Below are 17,799 nucleotides of genomic sequence, written 5' to 3' on the forward strand. Positions count from 1 at the left end.
ATGAAAACGATTCAGAAGTCCGTCCTGCTCTGGCACAGCGCACACGAAATGTTCGCGCTGGTGACCGATGTCCAGCACTATCCGCAGTTCCTGCCGTGGTGCGACCACAGCGAAGTGATCGAGCGCGACGAGCACGGCATGGTCGCCCGCGTGGACATGGCCATCAGTGGCATCAAGCAGAACTTCACGACCCGCAACCGGCACGTCGACGACCGCCAGGTGCTGATGGAACTGGTCGACGGCCCGTTTTCCCATCTGCAAGGCGCCTGGGACTTCACGCCGCTGGGCGATGGCAGCCAGCGCGCCTGCAAGGTGGAGTTCAAGCTGACCTACGGTTTCTCCAGCCAGACGCTGGCCACCCTGGTCGGACCGGTGTTCGACCGCATCGCGGCCAGCCTGGTGGATGCCTTCGTCAAACGCGCCGATCAGGTCTACGGCACATGATGCGCGTCGTCCTGGTCCATGCCCCGGCGCCGCGTGAGGTATGGGAACTGGAACTGGAATTGCCGGAGGGCACTCCCGTCAGGGCCGCACTGGAGCAGGCCGGATGGGACGTGCAACTCCAGGGTCTGGCCGACGGGCGCCTGGGCGCCGGCGTCTGGGGCCGCAAGACGACCGCCGATGCGGTGCTCCGGGACGGTGACCGGCTGGAGATCTACCGAGCGCTGCGGGTCGATCCCAAGGTTGCGCGCCGGGAACGGTTCGTGGGGCAGGGCGCCCGCGGCGCAGGCCTGTTCTCGAAGAGGCGACCCAACTCCAAGGCGGGCTACTGAGCCGTCCCGCGGCCAGCCATCCCTGTCAGGGCTTGGCCTGTGCGGTACCTGGCGAAGCGGGTGCAGCCGCAGGCATCGGGCCACAGTCAGAGCGCACAACGTCTTCGGCACGCTTGGCCTCGGCGGCCCTGGCCTTGTCGTCCAGAATCTCGCGCTCGCCCTTGGCGTTGGTGCTGGACAGCCTGGTTCCCGCATCCAGTGTGGCCTTGGCCCGCTTTGCACGCTCGCAGTTGTCGGCTCGCGCCTTGGCGTACTGCTCTGCCTCCGCCTTTTTCTTGGCCTGGGCAGCTTCTTCGGCCTGCTTTTCAGCGAGCTTCTTCTTGGCTTCGAGCTGATCGTCCTTGCCGCTGACCTTCGGTGCGGTGGCCGGTGCCGGGCTGGTGCCCGCTGCAGCAGCACCAACGGGAGCGGGAGCGGCCGCCGGGTCGCTCAGTTTGGGTTCGGCCCGGTTGCCGGGCTTGCGCAGGATGTTCTTTTCCGGCGTGCCGGGTGGCGGCGCGGTGTCGCTGAAGACCTTGTTGCCGGAGCTGTCGATCCAGAGCCATTGCGCCATGGCCGTGCCACTGGCCAAGGTGGCACAGGCAGCAAACGCGAGGGCACGCCAGAAGGAGGAGGGTGTGTGACGGCTAGACATGCGGTCCAGTTTAACCCGGTGCTACTGGCCACTGCCACAGCCCAACCCCGCGGGGTGACGAAGTGGCACATTTGGCGGCGAAACGGTGTTGGACGGTCACAGACAAGGGCTTTGGTGTCTCCTCAAGCCACCTAGCTGCCCGGGTACAATCGTGTTTTTGGAGCTTTACCCCATGCGCCTCCTCGGCAAAGCGCTCACCTTTGACGACGTTCTGCTCGTCCCAGCGTACTCCCAGGTCCTGCCCAAGGACACCTCCCTCGCCACCCAGTTCTCCCGCAACATCCAGCTGAACCTGCCTTTGGTCTCGGCTGCGATGGACACGGTGACCGAAGCCCGGCTGGCGATTGCCATCGCCCAGGAGGGTGGCATCGGCATCATCCACAAAAACCTCTCGGCGCAGGAACAGGCCGCCCACGTGGCCAAGGTCAAGCGCTACGAGTCCGGCGTGCTGCGCGATCCGGTGGTCATCAGCCCCGCCACCACCGTTCGCCAGGTCATGAAGCTGTCCGATGAGCTGGGTGTGTCCGGCTTCCCGGTGGTGGACGCCGGCAAGGTGGTCGGCATCGTCACCGGTCGCGACCTGCGTTTTGAAACCCGCTACGACCTGCCGGTCAGCGAGATCATGACGCCGCGCGAGCGCCTGATCACCATGCCCGACGGCACCACCCCGGCCGAGGCCAAGACCCTGCTGAACAAGCACAAGCTCGAACGCCTGCTGCTGGTCAACGACGCCTTCGAGCTCAAGGGCCTGATCACGGTCAAGGACATCACCAAGCAGCTGAACTTCCCCAACGCCGCGCGCGACGCGGCGGGCCGTCTGCGCGTGGGCGCGGCGGTGGGTGTGGGTGAAGGCACCGAAGAACGCGTGGAAGCGCTGGTGAAAGCCGGCGTGGACGCCATCGTGGTGGACACGGCGCACGGCCACAGCAAGGGCGTGATCGACCGCGTGCGCTGGGTCAAGCAGAACTACCCGCAGGTCGACGTGATCGGCGGCAACATCGCCACCGGCAGCGCCGCGCTGGCGCTGGTGGAAGCCGGCGCCGACGGCGTCAAGGTCGGCATCGGCCCCGGCTCCATCTGCACCACCCGCATCGTGGCCGGTGTGGGCGTGCCGCAGATCATGGCGATCGACAACGTGGCCACCGCGCTGCAGACCACCGGCGTGCCCATGATCGCCGACGGCGGCATCCGCTACAGCGGCGACATAGCCAAGGCCATCGCGGCCGGCGCCAACACCGTGATGATGGGCGGCATGTTCGCCGGCACCGAAGAGGCACCGGGCGAAATCGTGCTGTACCAGGGCCGCAGCTACAAGAGCTACCGTGGCATGGGTTCCATCGGCGCCATGCAGCAGGGCAGCGCCGACCGCTACTTCCAGGAAAGCAGCACCGGCAACCCGAACGCCGACAAGCTGGTGCCCGAAGGCATCGAAGGCCGCGTACCGTACAAGGGCTCGGTCGTGTCGATCATCTTCCAGATGGCCGGCGGCATCCGCGCCTCCATGGGCTACTGCGGCTGCCCGACCATCGAACACATGCGCGCCAAGGCGGAGTTCGTCGAGATCACCTCGGCCGGCATCCGCGAGAGCCACGTGCACGACGTGCAGATCACCAAAGAAGCACCGAACTACCGAGCCGAGTAAACAGGCTCACCCATCAGGCCGTCCAGCGCGACGGCCTTTTTCTTTTTCCTGACGCTCTGCCCCACACCGCCATGCAGCACCAGAAAATCCTCATCCTCGATTTCGGCTCCCAGGTCACCCAGCTCATCGCCCGCCGTGTGCGCGAAGCCCACGTGTACTGCGAAGTGCATCCCTGCGACGTCAGCAGTGAGTGGGTGCGTGAGTTCGCTGCCGACGGCCAGCTCAAGGGCGTGATCCTCTCGGGCAGCCACGCCAGCGTCTACGAGGTGGACGACAAAGCGCCCGACGCGGTGTTCGAGCTGGGACTGCCGGTGCTGGGCATCTGCTACGGCATGCAGACCATGGCGCAGCAACTGGGTGGCAAGGTCGAGGCCGGCAAGACGCGCGAGTTCGGTTACGCCGAAGTGCGCGCCCGTGGCCACACGCCCCTGCTCAAGGACATCGCCGACTTCCACACCCCGGAAGGCCACGGCATGCTCAAGGTCTGGATGAGCCATGGCGACAAGGTCACCGAAATGCCGCCCGGCTTCAAGCTCATGGCCAGCACCGACAGCTGCCCCATCGCCGGCATGGCCGACGAGTCGCGCGGCTATTACGCCGTGCAGTTCCACCCCGAGGTGACGCACACCGTGCAGGGCAGGGCGCTGCTGGAGCGCTTCGTACTGGAGATCTGCGGCACGCGCCCCGACTGGGTGATGCGCGACCACATTGAAGAAGCGGTGCAGAAGATCCGCGAGCAGGTGGGCGACGAGGAAGTGATCCTCGGCCTGTCCGGGGGGGTCGACTCCTCCGTGGCGGCCGCCCTGATCCACCGCGCCATCGGCGACCAGCTGACCTGCGTGTTCGTCGACCACGGCCTGCTGCGCCTGAACGAGGGCGACATGGTGATGGACATGTTCGTCGGCAAGCTGCACGCCAAAGTCATCCGCGTCGACGCGGCCGACCAGTTCCTCGGCCACCTGGCCGGCGTGAGCGATCCGGAAGCCAAACGCAAGATCATCGGCCGCGAGTTCGTCGAAGTCTTCAAGGCCGAGGCCGCCAAACTCACTTCAAGTGGTGCATCTACAAAAGGTGCCAAGTGGTTGGCACAAGGGACAATTTACCCGGACGTGATCGAATCCGGTGGCGCCAAGAGCAAGAAGGCCGTCACCATCAAGAGCCACCACAACGTCGGCGGCCTGCCGGAACAGCTGGGTCTCAAGCTGCTGGAACCGCTGCGCGACCTGTTCAAGGACGAGGTGCGCGAACTGGGCGTGGCCCTGGGCCTGCCGCACGACATGGTCTACCGCCACCCGTTCCCGGGCCCGGGCCTGGGCGTCCGCATCCTGGGCGAGGTCAAGAAAGACTACGCCGACCTGCTGCGCCGGGCCGACGCGATCTTCATCGAAGAGCTGCGCTCGACCATCGAGCCGATCTCGGGCAAGACCTGGTACGACCTGACCAGCCAGGCCTTCACGGTCTTCCTGCCGGTCAAGAGCGTGGGTGTGATGGGCGATGGCCGCACCTACGACTACGTGGTGGCCCTGCGCGCGGTGCAGACCAGCGACTTCATGACCGCCGATTGGGCCGAGTTGCCGTACGCGCTGCTCAAGAAGGTCAGCAGCCGCATCATCAACGAGGTGCGCGGCATCAACCGCGTGACCTACGACGTGAGCTCCAAGCCCCCGGCGACGATCGAGTGGGAATGAGTCAAGATCGTCCCAAGGTGTTTCGGAACATCCCAGGAAAACCCGATTTTTCTGTGGGGACAAGGACTTAGCGTCCCAAGGCGTCCCATCGAATCCCAGTGCGTCCCAGGCGTTCTGACGGTTGACCTGACGGTATCCGACCACCTAAGCTGGCAGGCCTGCAGCGATACCGTCAGACCCCATGACGGTATTTCGGTCCTGCGACAAGCAACGGATCGGAGATCTCATGGAAACCTTGATGGAACGGGCGCGGGTCGGAGTGGTGAGCGCGAGAACACGCCACGGATTGACGGAAGCCAAACTGCGAGAACTGCTGCCGGGTGAGCGTGCCTACAAGGTCAGCGACGGAGGCAACGGTCTGTACGTCGTCGTCTCGCCCAGTGGCAGCAGATCCTTCCGCTACGACTATCGATTGAGCGGCCGCCGCGAGACACTGACCATCGGGCGCCATGAACCGGTTGCCCGCCAGGCCCAGCGATCTCACCTGGCCTACGGCATGGATGTGACGCTGGAGGAAGCGCGCCTCCTGCTGGCTCGGGCGCGTGTTGATGTGAGTTCCGGACGATCACCCGCACGGGCCAAGGTTGAGCAGCGCAGCGAAGTCGCCGACGCCATGAGCTTCGGGCGGTGGACGACCCGGTACTTTGAATTCAAGTCCGACGCCAAGAGTGGCGCCGAGCGCCTGGCCGACAGCACCCTGGCTTTGCGGCGTTCGATCTACGACCGCATCCTGGCCAGCCCGTTCGGGAAGCTGAACCTCGATGAAATCAAGCCGGTTGCGCTGGGTGAGTTGCTCGACCGCGTCAAGAAGGAGCGAGGCCCAGGTCCGGCGGTGCACGCCAGGGAACTGGTGCTGCAGGTCTACCGGTTTGCCAGTGGCAAAGGCGTCGAAATCGCCAATCCGGCGGAAGCGCTTGCTCGGAAGGCCTACGCGACGTTTGTCCCGCGCGAGCGCAACCTGAACCGCTATGAAATCAAGACATTGCTCGACGGTCTGGAGATGACCGGCACCGCGCCGACACTTCGGCTGGCGGTAAGGTTCTTGCTGCTGACGGGTGTGCGCAAAGGTGAGTTCATCGGGGCTACTTGGGCGGAAGTGGACTGGGAGCGGGCACAGTGGCTGATCCCAGCGGAGAGGATGAAGGCAGGCAAGCCGCACACGGTGTACCTGGCAGAGCAGGCCCTGGACATCCTGACGACGCTTCGAACCTGTTTCCCGTCGAGCAGCTTTCTCCATCCGAGCCGCTATGACTCCGCCGAGCCGATCAGCCAGGCCACGCTGAACCGGACGATCGCCGCTTCGGTGCACCGGATCAACAAGGATCGAGCACCCACTCAAGAGCTGTTTCTGCCGGTCTCCGTGCACGACCTGCGCCGAACGTTCTCGTCACGCCTCAACGACGCGCTCTTCCCGGAGGCACTGGTGGAAGCCTGCCTGGCCCACCAGAAAAAAGACCAGATCGCGGCTGCCTACAACCATGCTCGATTGTCCGGGCCTCGGCGAGTCCTGATGCAGGTATGGGCGGACATGGTGGACTGCTGGATACGCGGGGAAACCGCGAGAGAGGTCATTGTCGGGGGGAAGGCGAAGATCGATGCGGCGGCACACGACGCAGAAGGCATGAACTTGTAGGCCGAAGGAAGACCCGGTGCAGCGCCTCGGGGAGGTGGCGTAACTCGGTACGAAGTCTCGCGCACGGGGGCGCTCACGGGCGCATGGCTGATCCGGGGCGCCCGACGAACTGTCGATCTGGCACAGGGCAGGGGAGAGCTTCTCCAGCAGCAGCACGGCACCTTCAGCCGCACGGGCGGGGTCGTGTCGAGCGACGGCACGGATCTCGGCCAAGGCTTCGTTGAGGCGGCCGATGGCCAGCTGAGTGCCTTTCCAGCCGAACGCGCCCCGGCGGAACCGGGCACGGAAGGCCCAAGGTGTGATGTCGGCTCTTGCGGCTGTGGTCATGGGGTATGCAAACGGGTCTGGATGACTTGTCTTCGGTGCTGTTGGTGCAGCAGTTGAAGAGTGCCGATTTTGATATAGCGTCCCGGCGTGCCGCCGTCGGGCTCTGCGGGCTGCGCCCCGCGCCCCTGTGGGGCGCGGCCATTCGGCTCCGATCCCTGACGTCTCCGGCCGATGGCATGCCCCCGGCCTGCGCGCTGCGCTTGCCTGTTTCACGCCTGCAGGTGTGGTGGGGCTGGCTTGCTGATCCCTTCATCCTTGCACACCGTTCTCGCCGTCAAGGTCTGCGCGCCCTGTGGGCGCTGGCGGCCGTTCGGCCGTCTTCGAACCTGTGACCGCTGCGCTGCGGCGTACCGGTTCCGGTCTCGGGCAATCCCGCCCGATCACTGGAGTTGGTCATGGACGACAAATCACACGTTTCGCTGGAGCAGCAGCTTTGTCTGGTGTGCGGCACTGCTTTTGATACCGGCAACATCTTGCTTGACCGGCGCCTGCGCGCGAGCATGAAGCACCACACGGCGACGGGCTGGGGGCTGTGTCCCGAGCACCAGCGCCTGTTTTCGGAGGGCTTCGTGGCCTTGGGCGAATGCGATCCGCAGCGCAGCGTAACGCCGTCGGGTTCGGGCCTGATGAAGCCTGATCAGGCGTACCGTACCGGGCGGCTGGCGCATTTGAAGCGGGATGCCTTCGCCCGGGTGTTCAACGTTCCGGTCGCGGCCGAGCAGCCGTGTGCCTTTGTCGAGCTTGGCGTGATCGAACAACTGCAGGCGATGGTGCCTGCGACAGATTGACGCTGCGTTGAGGCCTTGTGGCGCCGCCCCGTACATCGCGGGAGCGGCGCTTTTCTGTTGCTGTGCTGCGCTGTTGGGGTTGACCCTCAACCCAATGGGCCGACCCCTTTCTCTCCGGCAGTGCTGCGCGATTCGCACCCCCTGCGCGCCGGTTTCACCGGCTTGCCTGGCCTTTGCGGGCGCTCCCCCCGTCAAGGGCCGCTGCGGCGCCCGTGTCCTCGGCTGCGCCTGCGGGCCGCGCCAGCGCCTTCGCTTCCTCCCTTGACGGTGCACCCGCGCCGGCCCCAGCTGCTGCCCATGGCCGCGAAGGGCTTCGCGGCCCCTGCGGAGCCCAACACCCAAGGAGAGCGCCCATGCAAAGCACCGACTGACTTTCCATCCCTTTTCGATGTCTTCCATTGTTTGAAAAAGATCCCCGCGTGGGACAGGAGATTTCACATGAACACCGTTACCCAATCCGAAACTCTGGCCTTGAGCGCCGTGGCTGCTGCGGCAGCCCTCGGCACTTCGAGCATTTCCGGTGAATCCGTCACCGTGCCGGAAGTGGCTCCCTACGAGCTGCACCTGATCCCCTTGTCGCGGCTGCGGCCTTCCAGCCGCAACGTGCGCCAGAGCGGCGGCACTGCCATTCCCGAACTTGCCGCGTCCATCGCCCGCGTGGGTTTGCTGCAGAACCTGACCGTCATCACTTCGCCCGATGGACAGTGGTTCGAGGTGGTGGCCGGGCGTCGGCGGCTGGCAGCCTTGAAGCTGCTGGTCAAGCGCCACAAACTGGCGAAGGACCACCCGGTGCCTTGTCTGCTGGTGCCCGACACCTCGGCCCGCACCGTGAGCCTGAGCGAGAACGTGCAGCGGGAGCCCATGACCCCGGTGGATGAACTGTTCGCTTGGAAGTCGCTGGTGGCCGAAGGCCGGTCGCTGGAGGACATCGCAGCCGACTTCGGCGTCACTCCGCTGGTGGTCAAGCGACGGTTGCGGCTGGCGAACGTCTCGCCCCGCTTGCTGGCGGACTACCAGCAAGGCTCTGTCTCGCTGGAGCAGTTGATGGCCCTGGCGATCACCGACGACCATGGTGCGCAGGAAGCCGCGTTCTACGAGGTGCCACAGTGGCAGCGCCACCCGGAGTCCCTGCGGGACCACCTGACCCGCGACGAGGTGGACGCCTGCCGCGATGCGCTGGCGCGCTTCGTGGGCGTGAATGCCTATGAAGCGGCGGGTGGTGGCATCCGGCGCGACCTGTTCGCGGACGAGCAGAAAGGGGTGTTCCTCACTGATGCCGGTTTGCTGGAGACGCTGGCCCGCGACCGGCTGGCCGATGCGGCCGAATCGGTGCGGGCCGAGGGCTGGGGCTGGGTGGAAGTCACGCCGCGCGTGTCCTCAGCCGAAATGCACACCTTCCAGCGGGCGCGGCGCTCGCGTCGGGAGCCCACCAAGGCCGAGGCCAAACGCATCGAGAAGCTGGAGGCGGTGCAGGCGCGGCTTCAAGACAAGCTCGACGACGAGGACGAAGACCTGAGCGATGACGGTGCACAAGCCCTGCATGAAGAGCTGGATCGCCTGGACGATCAACTGGACGCCATTGAACAGACCCTGGTGGTCTACGATCCCGACATCGTCGCCATGGCCGGGGCGGTGGTGTCGGTGGACCCCATGGGGGCCGTGGTGGTGCATCGTGGGCTGCTGCGCGAGGAACAGGTCAAGGCGCTGCGGGGGCAGGAGCGGCCAACGCCGGACGCACACGTAGGAGGCGAGGGGGATTCAGCAGAAACTCCAGCCAGCCGGGGAGAGCTGTCCGAGAAGCTGGTGCGGCGCTTGAGCGCGCACCGCACTGCCGCCCTGCAGGCCGAGGTGGCCCGCCATCCCCGCATCGCTCTGGTGGCGCTGGTGCACCAGTTGGCACTGCGATTGATTCTGGGTGGCTACGGTGTGTCGCCGGTCAACATCAGCGCCACGCCGCAGGACCGTCTGGAGCAACATGCGCCAGACGTGGCGGAGGCACCGGCTGCGCAGGGCCTGCGAGCCGTGCGCGAGGCATGGATATCGCGATTGCCGGAAGACCCGAAAGCCCTTTTTGCCGAACTGCTGGCGATGGAGCACGAAGAACTGCTGTCGCTGTTGGCCCTGTGTGTGGGGCTGACGGTTTCTGCCATCGCACAGCGCGAAGACGAAACCCCGGCTGCGCTGCTGGCGAAGGCGGTGGGGCTGGACATGCACAGTTGGTGGACGCCCACGGCGGCAGGCTACTTCGACCACGTATCGAAGGCGAAGGCGCTGGAGGCCGTCCAGATCTTTGCGCCGGGTGAGGTGCAACGGCTGGCGAAACTCAAGAAGGCGCAGATCGCCAGCGAAGCCGAGCGGCTGGCCGCTGGTTCGGGTTGGTTGCCGCAGATGCTGACCGAGCCTGTGCAGACCGATGAAGCGCTGAACGAGCACGAGCCGGAAGATCATCAGGCCGCTTGAAACAGCGACACGTTCCGAAACGCTCCAGTTCATCCCGGCTTCGGCCGGGATTTTTTGTGCGTCTCCGGCACAGCCGGACCGCGCTCTGGTGCTGCGCATCGAGCCACCAGGCCACAGGTGTCCAGGCGTCTCGACCCTGTCGGGCGCCGATCGCTGACGCCTCCGGCCGTCCCGGCCTGCGCGCTGCGCTTGCCTTCCTCACGCCTGCAGGTTTGGTGGGGCTGGCTTGCTGTTCCCTTCATCCTTGCACACCGTTCTCGCCGTCAAGGTCTGCGCGCCCTTTGGGCGCTGGCGGCCTCTCGGCCGTCTTCGAACCTGTGACCGCTGCGCTGCGGCGTGCCGGTTCCGGTCTCGGGCAATCCCGCCCGATCACCGGAGTTGGTCATGCAGCACGATCTGTTCTCTTCCCTCGATTCCTTCCAGGCACTCTCGGTTGCCGCTTCCGCTTTGCTGGTGCGCGATGTCGCGGGCCAGTACCGCCCGGCCGAGGCCGACGAGGTGCTGCTGGCGGCGCAGCAATTGCTGGCCGCTCAGGTGCGCGGCAGCGACTTGATGGACTCACCCACTGTGGTGAAGGACTTCCTTCGCGCCCGACTGGGCAACCTGCCACACGAGGTCTTTGCCGTGGTGCATCTGGATGCGCAGAACCGGGTGCTGGATTACGTCGAGATGTTCCGGGGCACGGTGAGCCAGACATCTGTGTACCCGCGCGAGGTGGTGCGCGATGCGCTCCTGCGCAACAGCTGCTCTTTGGTCCTGGTGCACAACCATCCGAGCGGCGCTGCCCGTCCATCGCGTGCCGACGAGGTTCTGACCCAGACGCTCAAGCAGGCGGCGGCCTTGGTCGATGTGCGGGTGCTCGACCACTTCATCGTGGCGGGCGACGCGGTCAATTCAATGGCCGAGCAAGGCCTCGTGTAACCCCTGGGGCCTTCGGCCCCAAGTTTTTTGTTGTTGATCAGCGCGCTGTGCGCGGGCACAGGGGAGGGCGGAGCATGGCCGGTGTTCACCGGCAGAACTTGGGACAGCGGCCCTTTCCCGTGCCCGGGGATCGCGGTCTGGTTTCCTTCCCGCTGCGCGTGAACGAGCCCGCTGGACGAACTGACGTTCGGTCCGCTCCCGCCGCTGCGCTCTGGTCCCGTCCCGCACGCCAGATCGTCCCCCCGGTCACCCGCCATGCCCGGAGCCGGGCCGCTGGGAATTCCGGAGACAGCGAACGCCTGAAGTGATCGCAGCGGCTCGAACGCCGCGCCAGTCGCTGCGCTTGGTGTCACGCCGTCCGCAGAGCCGCCGCTGCTCAAGTAGCTCGGTCGCCTGCGCTGTGCTGGTCGCCCGAAGAGGCTGTGGCAGCGCGTGCGCCAATGGGCCCACCGTCATCCCCCCACGGCGCCCCCATCCACAGGTGAGGGGGACTTGTGGGGGGATCTTTCAGCGGTGGGCCGGGTGACTGGCTCACTGTTTCGTGCTGCAAGGTTTCCCCATCCCCCACCCCTTCCCGAGGGAAGGGGCCTTGCCCACCCCCCGCCCGCCCGTGGGCGGGAGCGAGGGAGTCCGAGCGAGAGGATCGGTTTTGAGGAGCCCGGATCGGGGTCCGGCTGGTCGCTCTTGCAAGGAGTTTCACCATGGCCAACGTTCAAGTCATCCAGCGCCACGCGCACCTGGCATCCGCCGTCAAGCTCGAATTCGTCAACGGGCGAGAAGGCAAGGTCGCCAAAGCGGTGCTGACCGCCATCAGCAACAACCGTCGGGGCAGCGGCGAAGAGCGGTCCGAAGAGGCCACCGCGATCCAGTGGACGCTGTGGGCCAAGCAGGCCGAACACGCCGCCGAGTACCTGGGCAAGGGCTCGCACGTGAACATCGTCGGGCGGGTGCGCAACAACAACTACCAGGACAACGACGGGGTCGAGGTCTACGGGCTGGCCTTCACCATGGACGAAATCGACTACCTCGACAGCAAAGCCGAAGGCGAGGCCCGCCGCGCGCGCGAAGGTGCCGGTGATCCACCCGCAGCCGCCCCCATCGCACCCAACAGCAGCCGCAAGGCCCGCAGCGAACGCCAACCGGCACACGCCTGACGCAGCACACCGGGCGGTTCGGCCGCCCGGCTTCTCTCATTCCATCTTTCCCGATTCTTCGATCCAGGAGCATCACCATGATCTCTACCGCCCATTCCCCCCGTCTGGCCGCCCGCTTTGGTCAGAACACATTCGTCATCCGCAGCGAAACCCCGCTGGCCGAAGACCAGATGCGCCGGGCCGCACCGTCCATCTTTGCCGAGGGCAAACACGGCAGCCGTTCCGAGCGCTACACCTACATCCCCACCATCGACGTGCTGCGCGGTTTGCGCCAGGAAGGCTTCGAGCCCTTCATGGTGGCCCAGAGCAAGAGCCGCATCGAAGGCAAGACCGAGTTCACCAAGCACATGATCCGCATGCGCCACGCCGGGCAGGTCAACACCCGGCCCGAGGCCAACGAGATCATCCTGATCAACAGCCACGACGGCGCCAGCAGTTACCAGATGCTGGCGGGCGTGTTCAGGTTTGTCTGCTGCAATGGTCTGGTGGTGGGCGACGTCACCAACGACATCCGCATCCCGCACAAGGGCAACATTCAGGACGAGGTGATCGAAGGCGCGTTCCGGGTGCTGGAGGACTTCGAGGTGGTGGACGCCTCCACCGACAGCATGAAAGCCCTGCCGCTGCGGCGCGAGGAACAGCAGGCCTTCGCCACCGCCGCCCTGGCGCTGCGCTACGGTGAACGAGGGGAGGGCGAACCACCGGCGCCGGTGACCGCCGAGCAGCTGATCGAAGCCCGCCGTCCGGAAGACTTCGGCAACAGCCTGTGGACCACTTTTCAGCGGGTGCAGGAGAACGCGTTGCGCGGTGGCCAGCCCGGGCGCGGCGCCAAGGGCCGACGCCTGCACACCCGCCCGGTGGCCAGCATCGACCGCAGCGTGAGCCTGAACCGCGCGCTGTGGGTGCTGGCCGAAGAGATGCGCAAGCTCAAGGCCTGATCCACAGGGTATGAGCGTTCCCGGCGCTGGATTCGACCCCAAATCCAGCGCCGCCCACGCGCCGCAGCGCGCCCATCATCGGGCGGTGCGTGCGCGTGAAGTTTTGAAACGCGCTCGCCGGCCGGCGCCGGCTCGCGCGATCCCGGCCGCTGGCGCATCGAGCGCGGCGCCCGGGAAACGTCCTCCGCCTCGACCTCCCTTGTCGGTCGCGCCGGAGGACTCCCCCATGAAGACCCTTGTGCTCGCCAACCAGAAGGGGGGCGTCGGCAAATCCGCCGTCGCCACCTTGCTGGCCCATTACTTCCGCAAACTCGGTTGCCGCGTGCTGGCCATCGACCTGGACCACCAGGGCAATTTTTCCGATCCGCTGCGCAAGTCCCAGCGCGCGGCCATGGCCGAAGTCCCGGCCAGCGCCTTGCTCACGCAGACGAACCCGGTCATCCCGGCCGCGGACTTCGTCCTCGTCGCCGCCGACCGGGACCTGTCCGGGCTGGAGCGCCAGCCCGGCCTGCACAACGACTTCGCGAACCACCTGCGGGCCTTCCTGAAGGCCATGGACGGCCGGTTCGATGTCTGCCTCATCGACACCAACCCCAACCCGGACATCCGCATGACCACGGCACTTGCCTCGGCCGACTTTGTGCTTTCGCCGATCCAGCTCAACCAGGAAGCCCTGGACGGCGTGCACGCCCTGCTCAATCACCCACGGGTAGGTGTGCGCAAGATCAAGAACATGCTGAACCCGAAGCTACACCTGATCGGGCTCCTGCCGGTGATGGTGGAGGCCACGCCGTTCCAGCGGGAGAACTTCCTCCAACTGGTGCAGAAGTTCCACCCCATCCTGATCCCCTACGGACCGAAGCCAGGGCAGTTCGCGTCGATGCCGCGCCGCTCGGCCGTGGCCGAAGCGCAGGCGGAAGGCCTGGTGCTGTGGGAGATGAAGAAGACCGCCGCGCGAGACGCCTGGCGCGAGATCGAGGTGACCATGGTCGTGATCGCCAAAGCCGTGCTGTCGGAAACGCCTGCGCATACAGCCTCAACAGCCCCCATCAACGGAGCGGACCATGGCCCTGTCGCTGGATAGTCTGGACCTGCTGCCGCCGATCGGGGGAGAGGGCGGAACCCCCTTGCGGATTCCGCTGGACACCATCGACGAAGACCCGGATCAACCCCGCCAGGAGTTCGACGAGCAGAGCCTGGACGAACTCGCCGAAACCATCCGGGAGCGAGGCGTGCGCCAGCCCGTCTCGGTGCGCACGCACCCGACACAGCCCGGGCGCTGGATGCTCAACTTTGGAGCCCGGCGCCTTCGGGCCTGCAAAAGGGTTGGACTGTCCGAGATACCCGCTTTTGTGGACCAGACCTCCAACAGCGTGGACCAGTTCATCGAGAACGAGCAGCGCAAGGGTCTGAGCCCGCTGGAGATTGCGCTGTTCGTTCAACGCGCATTGAACCAGGGGCAGACGCAGGCTGACATCGCTCGGGCCATCGGCAAGAGCCGGCAGTACGTGACGCTGGCGACGGCGTTGATCGATCCACCCGACTGGTTGCTGGCCGCATACCGGGAAGGGCGGTGCCGCGGTCTGAATGAACTCCATGAGCTGCGTAAGCTGGCCGGGGAACATCCGCAGTACGTTGAGGCTTGGACTTCGGATCGCAGCCCCATCACCCGGGATGCTGTGATGGCACTTCGGGCCGATCTTGCTGTGGATTCTGGCAGCGTCCGACGCGGCACATCAGCATTGCTCGAATCCATGGAGGCGGGTCTCAGGAGTGGAGACGCTGCAACAGCATCTCGGAAGTCACGTCAACAGCCACTCAAATTGATTGCTCTTCTGGATGGAGCCGAGGTCGTGGTGAACACGCTGCAGGCTCCGCCCAAGGCAAGACAGCTCTTCGTGATCCCCATGACGGGTGGCCAACCGGAGGCTGTTGACACGAGTCGACTGATCCTTATCGGCCTGACGCGGGACACGAGTTGTCAATCTGATTGACAACAGGGAGATCCTTGGTTGCCGACACCTGTTCGGCCGCATCGCCTTGCCCAATTAGCAGCGTGTACCGATCATTGATCCGGTACACCGCGCGACTGCCGCCGTTGGACATTGCTTCATCCATCACATCGAAGTACTCGGCGGCCAGCAGTATGCCTTTGAGGTTCTGGTGGCCGTAGCGCCTCTGCAGATCTTCCAGCTCGTCGGGCGCCTTTCTACGGATCAAGTTGAGTGCCGTGGTGAGGTACGTCCAACCATCAGGTCTTGCGGTCTTCAGGGCGATTTCACCAAGCATCGCCACCAGGTGACTGCCCTGCAGGAATCCCAGTTCCATCTGCCGTTCACCCTCAGGCGATGCAAGGAAGGCCGCCAGCTGTTTCCGCCCTTCATCCATCGTTGTCACCCAGCACTTGAGTCTGTCCAGCATGCGAAAGGTTTCGTCACGCTGGGCATCCAGGTAAGCCAGGGCAGCTTCTGCATCGCCGTCCACTGCCGAATACCAGCGCGGCAGGAAGTGGTGAATCAGATCGTTGCGCGCGTCCACCAGGGCGCGCATCTCCTGGTCCTGCTGGTCAATGAACTGTGCGTCGGTTTCCACAGAGAAGTGAAAGCCAACCCAGGGCTCCGAGATCTCGTCCGGCGTCTGGTGTTCGGGTGGTGCTTGCAGGACATGGGTCACCATCCTGCCTGCCAGTTCGCCCATGGTCTTCCGGTGCACGGCAGTTCTCTGCGTTTCCATGCGCTCTGCCAACTCGCTTGCTGGCCCGTGTACCGAAGCGGTGGCGTTGAGGTGCTTGAGCATGGCCTCAACCACCTGGAAATTCACCACGTTGCGACCGATCCGGCGCAGCACCTCATCTCGCTCAAGTGTTCTTTCCAGTCCGCGGGGCTGCGACGTGTCGTTCAAAGCGTTCCTTCCCAGGTGGTTCAAAGGTGTCTGCATGCGACCTCTGCCTGGCCGGTTGTCAATCAGATTGACAACCTGGCCGCCATCGGCGCCGCAAGGGTCTGGCTGGATTTTCGACCGAATCCAGCACCTCGGATCGGGCGATCCTCGGAGAGCATAGGTGCATGGTTGATTGCAGGATAGGCGGCACGCCGCCGGTTTCACAAACGATTCGCTTCGCTCACGTTTGCACCTTTCGGTTGGCCCATGAACACCCACAACCCTGACTTCGTCACGGTCGATATGCGCGGTCTGAAGGCCGCGTTGGTGGCCCATGCGCAGGCTCGGCGTGAGAGCGTGTCGGTGCTGGTTCGTCGGGCTGTGGCCCGCGAAATTGGGCAGGCTGAATCGCTTCCACCGCCGATCACAGGCTTCGAGAGCATCGCCCCTTTGCGCCAGTCCCAGATCAAGTTGTCAATCAGATTGACAACCTGTGATGCCGAGAGACTGGCAGCCGGTGCGCGCGCAGCAGGGCTGTCGCGCGGCGCCTACCTGGCAGGGCTCGTCGCCGGCATCCCCGCGTTGACCACGGGCGCAAACCGCACCGAGATGCTCTCTGCGCTCACCACGTCCAACGCGCAGCTCTCCAGCCTCAGCCGCAACATCCACGCCCTCACGCGCCTGCTGGCCCAGAGCAACGTGCAAAAGGCGCTGGTCTACCGCGACATGCTCGACGCGCTGGACGGAGACATCCATCGCCACCTCACCCTGGCGGCGGCCCTGATGGCTGATCTGCGCCCGCGTGTGTCATCCGCCGAAACCACCCACCGGCCCGGCCGGTGACTGCCAGGAGAACGCCATGAGCCAAGCACCGAACATCGATGCGGTGCTCATCCAGTGGGGTGATCGCCTGTTCTACCCGGGCAATCGGGTGGTCAAAGTCAAGCCGCAGCCCAGGCTGGGTGATGGTGGCATGCGTCAACGCGCAGACGCCATCCGCAAACGCATCGAAGCCACAGTGGTGAAGAGAGCGCCCCAGGTCATGGTCAAGGTCACCGGGGGAGGGCGGGGAATGCTGGCCATTGCCGCCCACTTCCGCTACATCAGCAAGAACGGCCGACTCGACATCGAGACCGAACAAGGCGACACGGTGCGCGGCAAGTCGGCTGTGCACGAACTGGGAGAAGACTGGCGCTACGGCGGCAGTCTGATCGGGGATGAAGGGTACCGACGCGAGGCCTTCAACATCATGCTGTCCATGCCCCGGGGCACCGACCCGCTGATCGTCCAGCGGGCGGCACGCGAGTTCGCGCAGATCGAGCTGGCGGACCACAAGTACGTGATGGTGTTGCACGACCACCAGGCCAACCCGCACGTGCACATCAGCGTGCGGGCGGAGTCGATGAACGGCAGACGACTTAACCCGCGCAAGGCAGACCTGCAGCGATGGCGCGAGACCTTTGCTGAGAAGTTGCGTGGCTATGGGGTCGAGGCTGAAGCCACCCGGCAGGCTACCCGTGGACGGAGCGAGAGCCACCCTGACCTGTGGCAACTGAAAGCCAGCGAGGCAGGGCGATTGAGGAAGCCTCGTCCGAGCAGCACTTCAGGTGACAAGGCCCGCACCAGCAGGGCCGAAGCCTTGAAGGGCTGGCTGCACATAGGGCGTGCCCTGGCAGGATCACCCGACGCGCGGGACGTGAAGCTGGCTGGATCGATTGCGGTCTTTATCCAGGAGGCGACTTTCTCCTGGAATGTGCAGAAGATGGCGCATGAGGCCGGTATAGGACCTCAGCTTCTGGATACTGTTGTTGATATGCCGATTCGCCGTTGATGCCCAAAAGAATCTGCACCAAGATTGCTGCAAACTGGTCGGCCGGCGAGAGGAGCGCGGACATACCAAAGTTAACAAAGTTAACAAAGTTAACTACCGCCACAGCAATTTCAGATATTCAAAGAGGATG

Annotated in this window: 16 protein-coding genes; 14 read left to right on the top strand and 2 right to left on the bottom strand. The window is 65.1% G+C overall.

The window, feature by feature from the left end:
- On the top strand, positions 1-444 hold the full coding sequence (locus ACS5NL_RS21130) for a type II toxin-antitoxin system RatA family toxin (RefSeq protein ID WP_439355937.1): 444 nt from the start codon (positions 1-3) through the stop codon (positions 442-444).
- Positions 444-773 carry an RnfH family protein gene (locus ACS5NL_RS21135; RefSeq protein ID WP_439355981.1) on the top strand — a complete coding sequence of 110 codons (330 nt, stop codon included), beginning with the start codon at positions 444-446 and terminating at the stop codon, positions 771-773. Before ACS5NL_RS21130 ends, ACS5NL_RS21135 begins: the two co-directional genes overlap by 1 nt.
- A gap of 25 nt (positions 774-798) precedes the next feature.
- Here the strand turns inward: ACS5NL_RS21135 and ACS5NL_RS21140 are convergent, their stop codons facing one another.
- On the bottom strand, positions 799-1,407 hold the full coding sequence (locus ACS5NL_RS21140; protein WP_439355938.1) for a DUF4124 domain-containing protein: 609 nt from the start codon (positions 1,405-1,407) through the stop codon (positions 799-801).
- A gap of 172 nt (positions 1,408-1,579) precedes the next feature.
- Between ACS5NL_RS21140 and guaB the strand changes: the two genes are divergently transcribed.
- The 10 genes from guaB to ACS5NL_RS21190 all read left to right on the top strand — a co-directional run bounded on the left by guaB (position 1,580) and on the right by ACS5NL_RS21190 (position 14,952).
- Positions 1,580-3,049, top strand: coding sequence for an IMP dehydrogenase (gene guaB, locus ACS5NL_RS21145; protein WP_439355939.1), 1,470 nt, complete (start codon positions 1,580-1,582; stop codon positions 3,047-3,049).
- Positions 3,050-3,120: 71 nt separating this feature from the next.
- Positions 3,121-4,737, top strand: a complete 1,617-nt coding sequence (guaA, locus tag ACS5NL_RS21150; protein ID WP_439355940.1) for a glutamine-hydrolyzing GMP synthase — start codon at positions 3,121-3,123, stop codon at positions 4,735-4,737.
- Between the two features lie 226 nt (positions 4,738-4,963).
- The gene (locus ACS5NL_RS21155; RefSeq protein WP_439355941.1) at positions 4,964-6,370 is read left to right on the top strand and encodes a tyrosine-type recombinase/integrase; all 1,407 of its coding nucleotides are present in this window, start codon (positions 4,964-4,966) and stop codon (positions 6,368-6,370) included.
- 722 nt (positions 6,371-7,092) lie between these two features.
- Entirely contained in the window at positions 7,093-7,485 is a 393-nt protein-coding gene (locus ACS5NL_RS21160; RefSeq protein WP_439355942.1) for an ATPase, read from the top strand.
- A gap of 438 nt (positions 7,486-7,923) precedes the next feature.
- Complete coding sequence (locus ACS5NL_RS21165; protein WP_439355943.1) at positions 7,924-9,945, top strand: ParB/RepB/Spo0J family partition protein; 2,022 nt, start codon at positions 7,924-7,926, stop codon at positions 9,943-9,945.
- A gap of 384 nt (positions 9,946-10,329) precedes the next feature.
- Positions 10,330-10,866, top strand: a complete 537-nt coding sequence (locus ACS5NL_RS21170; RefSeq protein WP_439355944.1) for a JAB domain-containing protein — start codon at positions 10,330-10,332, stop codon at positions 10,864-10,866.
- A gap of 701 nt (positions 10,867-11,567) precedes the next feature.
- Entirely contained in the window at positions 11,568-12,020 is a 453-nt protein-coding gene (locus ACS5NL_RS21175; RefSeq protein WP_439355945.1) for a single-stranded DNA-binding protein, read from the top strand.
- A 77-nt stretch (positions 12,021-12,097) separates the two neighbouring features.
- Positions 12,098-12,958 carry a DUF932 domain-containing protein gene (locus ACS5NL_RS21180; RefSeq protein ID WP_439355946.1) on the top strand — a complete coding sequence of 287 codons (861 nt, stop codon included), beginning with the start codon at positions 12,098-12,100 and terminating at the stop codon, positions 12,956-12,958.
- Positions 12,959-13,184: 226 nt separating this feature from the next.
- The gene (locus ACS5NL_RS21185) at positions 13,185-14,042 is read left to right on the top strand and encodes a ParA family protein (protein WP_439355947.1); all 858 of its coding nucleotides are present in this window, start codon (positions 13,185-13,187) and stop codon (positions 14,040-14,042) included.
- Positions 14,023-14,952 (top strand): ParB/RepB/Spo0J family partition protein, encoded by a 930-nt coding sequence (locus tag ACS5NL_RS21190; protein ID WP_439355948.1) that lies wholly within the window; start codon positions 14,023-14,025, stop codon positions 14,950-14,952. The genes ACS5NL_RS21185 and ACS5NL_RS21190 overlap by 20 nt, the downstream gene beginning before the upstream one ends.
- On the opposite strand, the gene ACS5NL_RS21195 is transcribed toward ACS5NL_RS21190, so the two are convergent.
- A complete protein-coding gene (locus ACS5NL_RS21195) occupies positions 14,912-15,859 on the bottom strand; it encodes an LOTUS domain-containing protein (protein WP_439355949.1) in 948 nt (315 codons plus the stop codon). The genes ACS5NL_RS21190 and ACS5NL_RS21195 overlap by 41 nt on opposite strands.
- Positions 15,860-16,105: 246 nt before the next feature.
- Here ACS5NL_RS21195 and ACS5NL_RS21200 point away from each other — a divergent pair, with 246 nt between their 5' ends.
- Entirely contained in the window at positions 16,106-16,681 is a 576-nt protein-coding gene (locus ACS5NL_RS21200; protein WP_439355950.1) for a hypothetical protein, read from the top strand.
- A 16-nt stretch (positions 16,682-16,697) separates the two neighbouring features.
- Positions 16,698-17,669, top strand: a complete 972-nt coding sequence (locus tag ACS5NL_RS21205; protein ID WP_439355951.1) for a relaxase/mobilization nuclease domain-containing protein — start codon at positions 16,698-16,700, stop codon at positions 17,667-17,669.
- The last annotated feature ends 130 nt before the right edge of the window (positions 17,670-17,799 follow it).

The sequence above is a fragment of the Hydrogenophaga sedimenti genome (assembly GCF_051857515.1).
Lineage (GTDB): Bacteria > Pseudomonadota > Gammaproteobacteria > Burkholderiales > Burkholderiaceae_C > Hydrogenophaga.

Coding starts and splice junctions, on each gene's coding strand:
- ACS5NL_RS21130 (WP_439355937.1), top strand. CDS start 1: ATGAAAACGATTCAGAAGTCCGTCCTGCTCTGGCACAGCGCACACGAA.
- ACS5NL_RS21135 (WP_439355981.1), top strand. CDS start 444: ATGCGCGTCGTCCTGGTCCATGCCCCGGCGCCGCGTGAGGTATGGGAA.
- ACS5NL_RS21140 (WP_439355938.1), bottom strand. CDS start 1,407: ATGTCTAGCCGTCACACACCCTCCTCCTTCTGGCGTGCCCTCGCGTTT.
- guaB (WP_439355939.1), top strand. CDS start 1,580: ATGCGCCTCCTCGGCAAAGCGCTCACCTTTGACGACGTTCTGCTCGTC.
- guaA (WP_439355940.1), top strand. CDS start 3,121: ATGCAGCACCAGAAAATCCTCATCCTCGATTTCGGCTCCCAGGTCACC.
- ACS5NL_RS21155 (WP_439355941.1), top strand. CDS start 4,964: ATGGAAACCTTGATGGAACGGGCGCGGGTCGGAGTGGTGAGCGCGAGA.
- ACS5NL_RS21160 (WP_439355942.1), top strand. CDS start 7,093: ATGGACGACAAATCACACGTTTCGCTGGAGCAGCAGCTTTGTCTGGTG.
- ACS5NL_RS21165 (WP_439355943.1), top strand. CDS start 7,924: ATGAACACCGTTACCCAATCCGAAACTCTGGCCTTGAGCGCCGTGGCT.
- ACS5NL_RS21170 (WP_439355944.1), top strand. CDS start 10,330: ATGCAGCACGATCTGTTCTCTTCCCTCGATTCCTTCCAGGCACTCTCG.
- ACS5NL_RS21175 (WP_439355945.1), top strand. CDS start 11,568: ATGGCCAACGTTCAAGTCATCCAGCGCCACGCGCACCTGGCATCCGCC.
- ACS5NL_RS21180 (WP_439355946.1), top strand. CDS start 12,098: ATGATCTCTACCGCCCATTCCCCCCGTCTGGCCGCCCGCTTTGGTCAG.
- ACS5NL_RS21185 (WP_439355947.1), top strand. CDS start 13,185: ATGAAGACCCTTGTGCTCGCCAACCAGAAGGGGGGCGTCGGCAAATCC.
- ACS5NL_RS21190 (WP_439355948.1), top strand. CDS start 14,023: ATGGCCCTGTCGCTGGATAGTCTGGACCTGCTGCCGCCGATCGGGGGA.
- ACS5NL_RS21200 (WP_439355950.1), top strand. CDS start 16,106: ATGAACACCCACAACCCTGACTTCGTCACGGTCGATATGCGCGGTCTG.
- ACS5NL_RS21205 (WP_439355951.1), top strand. CDS start 16,698: ATGAGCCAAGCACCGAACATCGATGCGGTGCTCATCCAGTGGGGTGAT.